Origin of the sequence: Rothia sp. HMSC066G02 (genome assembly GCF_001813145.1) — a bacterium.
GTDB lineage: Bacteria > Actinomycetota > Actinomycetes > Actinomycetales > Micrococcaceae > Rothia.
Genome location: NZ_KV811579.1, coordinates 1 through 233 on the forward strand (window position 1 = coordinate 1; position 233 = coordinate 233).

Here is a 233-nt window from a genome sequence, read left to right on the forward strand (position 1 = left end):
AGGCGGATGATTGCGTGGCGGTTGGGGAAGATTCCCACGGTGTCGGTGCGTCGGCGGATTTCGCGGTTGAGGCGTTCGTTGGGGTTGTTGGACCAGATCTGGGTCCACACCCCGGTGGGGAAGGACGCGAACGCGAGGACGTCTGCCCTGGCTTGATCGAGGTGATCACACACGGCGGGGAGCTTGTCGTGGACGTAGTCCAAGAGCCGGTCGTATTGAGCGTTGACCGATGC

At 62.7% G+C, this 233-nt stretch carries 1 protein-coding gene; it reads right to left on the minus strand.

Annotated elements, in window-relative coordinates:
- Positions 1-233, minus strand: a 233-nt coding sequence (locus HMPREF2894_RS01000; RefSeq protein ID WP_210399393.1) for a transposase, incomplete at both ends; no start/stop codon positions are given.